The sequence below is a fragment of the Candidatus Dependentiae bacterium genome, assembly GCA_026389015.1.
Lineage (GTDB): Bacteria > Babelota > Babeliae > Babelales > Vermiphilaceae > JAPLIR01.
On sequence record JAPLIR010000014.1, the window covers coordinates 1 to 7,212 of the forward strand.

Below are 7,212 nucleotides of genomic sequence, written 5' to 3' on the forward strand. Positions count from 1 at the left end.
AAAAAAAGTAAACCAGCGAATAATAAAAATTTATTGAATATCTTCATAAATAACTCCAAAAATATATAGAAATGTTCTTATACTAAATAAAAAATTTATTTCTTAATTCTTCTTGTTTTTGCCACATACACATGAACCACCTGCCGCGCCACCTGCTGATTGACCTCGAGCAACCAAACAAAATTGACACAAAGTTGAAACAGAATTTTTGCCACGCACCTCATCATTGAGGCCAAGCTCGCCATTACTTTTCAGCAATAATTTATTAGCACCATACTGAAGCAATAAATCAACTATCTTGCGATGCCCCCTACAATCAGCCCAACACAAAGCTGTCCTTCCATTTTTATCCTGAGCATTAATAGCAATTTTAGTACTATTCTTAAGCAATAAATCAACTATCTGGCCATGTCCCTTAAAAGCAGCCCAAGACAAAGCTGCCATCCCATCTTTATCCTGAGTATTAACATCAGCACCTTCTTTGAGTGCGTCTTTGACACCTTCACTGTCATTAATAATGACCGATATACTCAAGTTATTGTTTGCCTTATCAATTTTATTTTTTTTCACCGATGTCTGGCTGGATGCTTTAAATTTTTCAAGCAAAGCTTGTCGTTTAGATGCTTCTAATTTTTCAAGCAAAGTTTGCCGTTTAGCAGCCTGGTGCTCGTTAAGTATTCTGGCAAAGATTCATATTCACCAATAAGGCCCCCAAGACCTGCTCGATGCCCACCTTCACTTGGCAATATACTCCCAATATTCTCTTTTTCATTGCCTGCCCTATCATCAAAGAGCGCTTTTTCAATCTCTTTACGTCTTTTCTCAAGTAATTCTTTTTTGAGACACTTTTTAAGGTGATCAGATTGTTTTTTTAGATGCTTTTTAATGGCATCAGATAAATAAATTCTCGAATTAATGGCACCAGAAAAATAAGATCTCCAAGTCTGTTCTTCAATATGAGCACCATGCTCTAACAACTGAATAACTACCTTGTCATGACTCCAATAAAAAGCTAGCGTCAAAGCGGTTGATCCCTTATCAGTCTCAATATCAACCTCAGCGCCTTTATTGAGCAACAACGCGACTATATTGTCATGCCCGTTACGAGCAGCCAAATGCAAAGCTGTCATTCCATTTTGATCGCAAACGTTAACATCAGCGCTTGCTTTAAGTGCTTTTTCGACACTATCTTTGTCACCAGCTTCAGCTGACTTAAGCAATGCCTTCTCTACCTCATTATTAAGCATTGTAGAAGTTATGACTTCTACCTTCTTAGGCGCTATAGGATTCATCGCCCTCAGAGAGCCTACGGGACCTACCATTGTCATAAACATTGCTGTCATTATTACATTAATCTTCATACTTTTTCCTTAATCACTTATAAAACCAATAATTGCTTGATATTTTTTCATATTAGTATTAATTATGACACAGCGATCAAACTTGTCAAGTAGAAATTATTATAAAAAAGACTGGCATGAGAGAGCCAACCTATAAATTGAAACATAAATAGGACCAATTACAACTCAAAATAGGGTAAAATGGGCCTCCATGGTAAAAAAACCTGAAGCAATGCGTATTGGCACCTTATTTGGTCGTAATTAGCGGGTTTTTTAGAAATGATGGCACTATTATGCTCTAAGATTGGTATAAAGCTCAATGATGAATGACACTGAACTTATTAGCCTAAAATACACAAAAACCCAACAACTTTCCTAAAATTGTTGGGTTTTTACTTATCATCATAAATTTACGTATACACTATTTAACTTTATTATCTTGTATAAATTTTTGCGCTTCTGCAATCAACTTCAAAGCATGTTCCGCTTCAGCCAACGCATATTTACATTGAGCAAGTTGAGTCTCTATGTCAAGATCATTAACTTCTTTTCCAAAAGAATAAAGTTCCTTTATTATCTCTTGTATTGCATTATATTTTCTCATGAAAGATTGAACATATTTAGTAAACCGTACTATCAATGCAGGATTCAGCTCTTGTTTTTTAATAGCTCTGGCCAAGTCATTCATACCTTTAGACTCTTTAATCAAATCAGAAGCAGCTCTCTCTATGCTTTTTATTTTTGCTTCTGGAAGAACCACAGTCCTTATCGTTTTTTGCGGTAAAACGTTTTCTTTTGAACCTGCCGCCGCTGCACCACCACCTGCTTGAGCATACCTAGCACCGTCCACACTAGAACCTGCAGCTGCTGCGCCACCAGAACCCTCCGCACCAGAACCAGCACTTGACGATGATACTGCTATCTTGTTAGCCTTTCCTATTCTTTCAAGAAAGGCTTGTCGTTTAGCAGCTTGAACCTCATTAATCATTGCTAATAACTCATCTTGATTTTCTGGTAAAGCTTCATATTCACCAACTAAGCCACCAAGACCTTGGTGATGACCACCCGAACTTGGCAAAATGCTGCCAATATTCTCTTCCTCCTGCTTATTTTCCTCAGCCTTTCCTTCTTTCTTGCCAAGTCGATCAGCAAAGAGCACTCTCTTTATCTCTTCACGTCTTTTTTCAAGGAGCTCTGCTTTTAGAAAATTTTTAACGTCGACAGGAAACTCTCTCCAATCACTACGGCCAACAGCAGCACCTGCATTAAGCAATAAACTGACTTTTCTGTTATAATCGTTAAAATAGTTTTCATCTTCATAATACGCATCAAATTCCTCTCCAAAAGCTAGACTTAAAGCCGTGTCTCCAAAATTATTTTTAGCATTAATATCTGCCCCTGCATTGAGCAATAAGGCAATTATGCTTTCGTATCCTTCTAAAAAAGCAACAGTATGCAAAGCTGTTTCTCCAGAATTATCTTTAGCATTAATATCTGCTCCTGCTTTGAGCAATAGCTTTACTATATCGTCAAATCCATTATAAGCAGCCATATGTAAAGCCGTTCCTGTCATATCCACAGCAAAAAAGTTCTCTTCATTACTATAAGTAGGTAGATAAGTTTTCCATCGCCGATTATTCTTGGTATTAACATCTGCACCGTCTTCAAGTGCTTTTTTGACAGCGGCATAGTCACCAGTCCTAACCGCCACAAACAATGCTTCATCAGGACTCGACATGGCCCGCAAAGAACCTACAGTAAAGATCATTACCATAAGCATGGCAGCCATTATCACATTAATCTTCATATCTTTTCCTTTTTTTAGGTTATGCAATCATTTCCATTGCCTATAATTACTAATAGAATAACTTCATGGCGACATCAAAGTCAATAAGAAATCAAAACGAGATCATTAAAAAGGGAAATTCGCTCATACCTGACTTTTCACTATTTACACTCTATATCAAGGCAGGTATGCTATTTTGATAGTAATCATAATTCCAGGATACATAGCGGACTAAAAACATGCAAAGCAATGCTCTTTTTTCTAAATTCTCACAAGGGCTCAGCTGGAATGCCATCTCCTACGTTGCCTACAAATTAGCTGCGACGATGCTTTCATTTTTTTTGTACGCACGACTCACTACCCAAGACTTTTCCACCTGGGTAAACATTAACAGCCTTATATTTCTTTTGTTACTCTGGATTGATTTTGGATTCCGCAAATCTATCCCTCGATTTAGCCCTGAATTTGCAAAAAACAAAGAAAGCCAAGAACGGTTTATTCGATATATCTTACTCTTCCAAGCTGCTATTCTCTTGGTCACCGTACCACTTTATGTGTATCTTGCCACGCGCATGACCCAAGTCCTCCACTTGGTTGACCACGCAACCTTCTTTTATTGCGGTGTCACCTTATTTGCTATGGAGGGCATTGTTGCCGTTTTACGCCTGATTTACCATGCACACTTCTGGAATAAACAATTTAATCTTATGCAGATGGCGATTTTGTCTCTCGAGATGGCAGCCAACCTTGGCATCGTGTTCATATACAAAGACAGCACAGCTATTTTGACCGGTATATTTATTACAAAAATATGCTCTGGTTTTCTCACTAATACACTGGCCATAGCTATGCTTACAAGATTATATAAAGATAAAAACTATCCAGGCAACCAAACAATAGATTTTAATAGCACCATGAGGGCTTTTATCAAGCATTCAGGAATTATGTGGTTTAACACTAATACCAAGAGTCTTTCAGAGAGAAACTTTCTCGTACCCCTGTTTACCCACATTTTTGGCCCCGCAACGGCCAATTTATTTAAAGTAGCCAATGATGGGGCGCTATTTTTTCATCGCATAGTGCTCAAAACTATAGGCACCAATGACACTGCTTTGTTGGCTCACGTCAAAACATTGCCCGATAGAGACAAACTCATGCCGATAGCCTTCACTAAGCTGACCTCAAAGATTACCAGCTTATGTATTCCTATCTTAGGATTTTTGGCTATTTTATGGTTAAAAAGAGATATATTGTTCCATAATCCCTTTGTGCTTCAGGCCTTCTTTGTTATGATTGGTTTTCTTTTGATGGAGCTTTTACTATCACCCTATGAACGAATACTTGAAATCAATCAACGATATTGGCTTTTGGCTTTAGCGTATGCGCCCTATCTGTGCATGCTTATGGTTCCGTTATATTCTTCCACGTATATAACAGCTCTTGGATTACTCGTGTCACTCAGCATTATTCATATCGTACGATTAATAAGTGCATCAATAATGGTATATTGCACGTGGCAATCGTACCCACTTCTTACCTTTCCTGTCAAACACACTCTTATTCTCATTACTATGTGTATGCCCCTATGCTTTTTGGGATATTTCATTGTCACGCTCTACCCAATAATTCTAATGTATGTGCGCTCCCGCATTCTGGGCTCATAAAAAGAATGCCCAGTTAACTATTGCAAGTCACTAGGCATATTGGTATCGGTATTTTTCTACTTAACGCTATAACTTTTTTATTTCTCCTCCTGCGAGAATGCTGTGAAGTCTGAATACATCATCTCTTCTTTTTCTTCTGCATTTTTTAATAATTTTATCATTGCCTTGTACTTTTCCTGTTCTTTTGAATTTTGTGTCTTTTTTAAAAGTTTTTCTGCCATCTGAAGAGGCGTTAATTTATCAGCTTCGGCAACATCGTTAAGACCGAACGAATTAAATATCTTGAGCGCATTGTAGTAGTCATTTGCTTCTTTGTCCGCATTATAATCTTCAACATTAGTTCTGGATGTCATGGCCATTAAAAATCTATCTATTAACATCTCAAGTATTTCAGGCTGCTTATAAATAACGATCATATGAAGAGCATTTTTTCCATCTTTACGAAACCGCTCATTAGGAGTTATCATAGATACTCCAACTTTCTGACCATTCTTATCTATTTGATCAACGCCCTCAATAAAGAGTTTTATAATATCTTTTTTGCCATAGAAAACAGCTTCTTCAAAAGGCGTTACATGATCTTTAGATGCAAGCCTAATAGTAATATTGGGATTCGACATTAATAATTTGACTACCCCAACACCACCACTTTTTGCAGCAAGCCGGAGAGCAACATTGCCCTTTTCGTCTTTTGCATTAACATTTGCCCCAGCTTTAATTGCCTTATCAAGCTCCTTAACGTCCCCTACGATCACCGCTTTTAATAATAATTGATCTGCTGTTAATTCAGCCATCACAAATGGCACACTTATTACGCATAATATTGCAATGAATAAAAACTTCTTCATAATTGGTTCTCCATTTTTTTATTATAAACCATTCTATTCCCTACTGACTTAATGAAACTTTCAAAAACTCTTCGCGCTTCTCATCTTGCAATATCTTAAGATTTTCAAATTTTATAGCTTTAGTTGCCACAGATAGCGCATGCTGCTCGCCGCTCAACAAAGACACAAGCGCTTGCATGCGTCCTCGCCTTTCTTGCTCAAGTCCTATGAGGGCAGAAGGATATTTTTCAGATAAATATTCGTAGTCGTCTTCATCAATTTCAGCCCCAGCTTGAAGCAATAAATCGACTATGATATCTTCACCTGCTGCAACCGCTATCATTAAAGGCGTGTCCCCGCCAATTCTCATATTTATATCAGCGCCAGCCTGAAGCGCCTGCTCAACACCTTCATAATCATTATTTTCAACCACATCTGTCAAAGCAAAATTAGGATTCATAGCCAACACAGGACTAACGATGAACCCCATTAACACAAGGGCTGTCATTATTATTATTTTCTTCATCATTTCTCCTTATTTCTGCTTATAAATTCAAAATCCGCCGCTTACGAGCGCGCTATCCAGTGGTAGCTGACTTGCCGTCATGGCACCGTGCATGAATACGCTTGCTAGTATATAAAATAGTAATTGCTTCTTCATTCTTATCTCCTTTAAAGTAAATAATCCTTCATTATTCTCTAATTAGCCTATCACATACAGATCAATAATTACAATTAGAATATGTATATTTGATGACAATCAAGGAAAAAACTGCGGAACAAGAGCATAAAACAGACCTTTTTAACAACAAAAAAGCCCAGCGAACTTATAACAAGCTCAACGGGGCTTTGATATTTTCTTAAAATGACTAAGACTGACCTATTTTTCTGGCGCTACTTCACGCATCATCTCTCGAACAAGATTAGCTTTGTGTTCTGTAATAAGTTTGTTGAGCATATCTTTTTTGTCGTCCGGCAATTGCGCATAAGGATCTTGATTGAGGTCGACATTTGCACCTGCTGCAAGCAATTGCGCTATCACCTTTTCATGCCCCTTCCAAGTAGCCATATACAAAGGAGTCCTGCCCAACTTATCAGCCGTATTGACATCAGCATCCGCTTTGAGCAATTCAGCTACTGTCGTGTCATAGCCTTTAATAGCAGCCCAATACAAAGGAGTTTTGCCTGTATAATCAGCTAGATTGACATCAGCACCCTGCTCAAGCAATTGTTTAGCCCTGTCAGTGTCACCTTCTTTAGCAGCATCAATCAATTGTTCGTTGATAAGATCTTTATGAGATATATCACGAATGCCAAATAAATTTTCTAAATCAGAATCAGACATCTGACTTGCCGTCATGGCACCGTACATGCATACGCTTGCTAGTATATAAAACAGTAATTGCTTTTTCATTCTTATCTCCTTTAAAAATATAAATCTTCTTTATTTACGTTGTTGCTCACGTTTGAGCATTTCATCTTTTTGTTCGCGATACTCTTCTAAGGACATGCCAAACTCTTGAGCTTGTTCGTACTCTGAAGGCTCATTGGACATACGAGTAGATAGAGTTTGTGATTTTGCCCCTTTGGCTGCT

General features: G+C 37.8%; 7 protein-coding genes. 1 reads left to right on the forward strand and 6 read right to left on the reverse strand.

Translation table 11 applies throughout. The features are described from left to right. Positions 1–102: 102 nt before the first annotated feature. The 3 genes from NTX86_01485 to NTX86_01495 all read right to left on the reverse strand — a co-directional run bounded on the left by NTX86_01485 (position 103) and on the right by NTX86_01495 (position 3,147). Positions 103–642 carry an ankyrin repeat domain-containing protein gene (locus tag NTX86_01485; protein ID MCX5921977.1) on the reverse strand — a complete coding sequence of 180 codons (540 nt, stop codon included), beginning with the start codon at positions 640–642 and terminating at the stop codon, positions 103–105. Continuing rightward, the gene (locus tag NTX86_01490) at positions 627–1,361 is read right to left on the reverse strand and encodes an ankyrin repeat domain-containing protein (GenBank protein ID MCX5921978.1); all 735 of its coding nucleotides are present in this window, start codon (positions 1,359–1,361) and stop codon (positions 627–629) included. The genes NTX86_01485 and NTX86_01490 overlap by 16 nt, the downstream gene beginning before the upstream one ends. Before the next feature lie 400 nt (positions 1,362–1,761). Beyond that, positions 1,762–3,147, reverse strand: a complete 1,386-nt coding sequence (locus NTX86_01495) for an ankyrin repeat domain-containing protein (GenBank protein ID MCX5921979.1) — start codon at positions 3,145–3,147, stop codon at positions 1,762–1,764. Between the two features lie 218 nt (positions 3,148–3,365). Here NTX86_01495 and NTX86_01500 point away from each other — a divergent pair, with 218 nt between their 5' ends. Further along, positions 3,366–4,790: a hypothetical protein gene (locus NTX86_01500; protein MCX5921980.1), complete on the forward strand. Its 1,425-nt coding sequence runs from the start codon at positions 3,366–3,368 to the stop codon at positions 4,788–4,790. A gap of 77 nt (positions 4,791–4,867) precedes the next feature. Here the strand turns inward: NTX86_01500 and NTX86_01505 are convergent, their stop codons facing one another. The 3 genes from NTX86_01505 to NTX86_01515 form a co-directional block, all read right to left on the reverse strand. Next, on the reverse strand, positions 4,868–5,638 hold the full coding sequence (locus NTX86_01505; GenBank protein ID MCX5921981.1) for an ankyrin repeat domain-containing protein: 771 nt from the start codon (positions 5,636–5,638) through the stop codon (positions 4,868–4,870). Positions 5,639–5,678: 40 nt separating this feature from the next. Beyond that, positions 5,679–6,143 (reverse strand): hypothetical protein, encoded by a 465-nt coding sequence (locus NTX86_01510; GenBank protein ID MCX5921982.1) that lies wholly within the window; start codon positions 6,141–6,143, stop codon positions 5,679–5,681. Between the two features lie 354 nt (positions 6,144–6,497). Continuing rightward, a complete protein-coding gene (locus tag NTX86_01515) occupies positions 6,498–7,031 on the reverse strand; it encodes an ankyrin repeat domain-containing protein (GenBank protein MCX5921983.1) in 534 nt (177 codons plus the stop codon). Between the last annotated feature and the right edge of the window lie 181 nt (positions 7,032–7,212).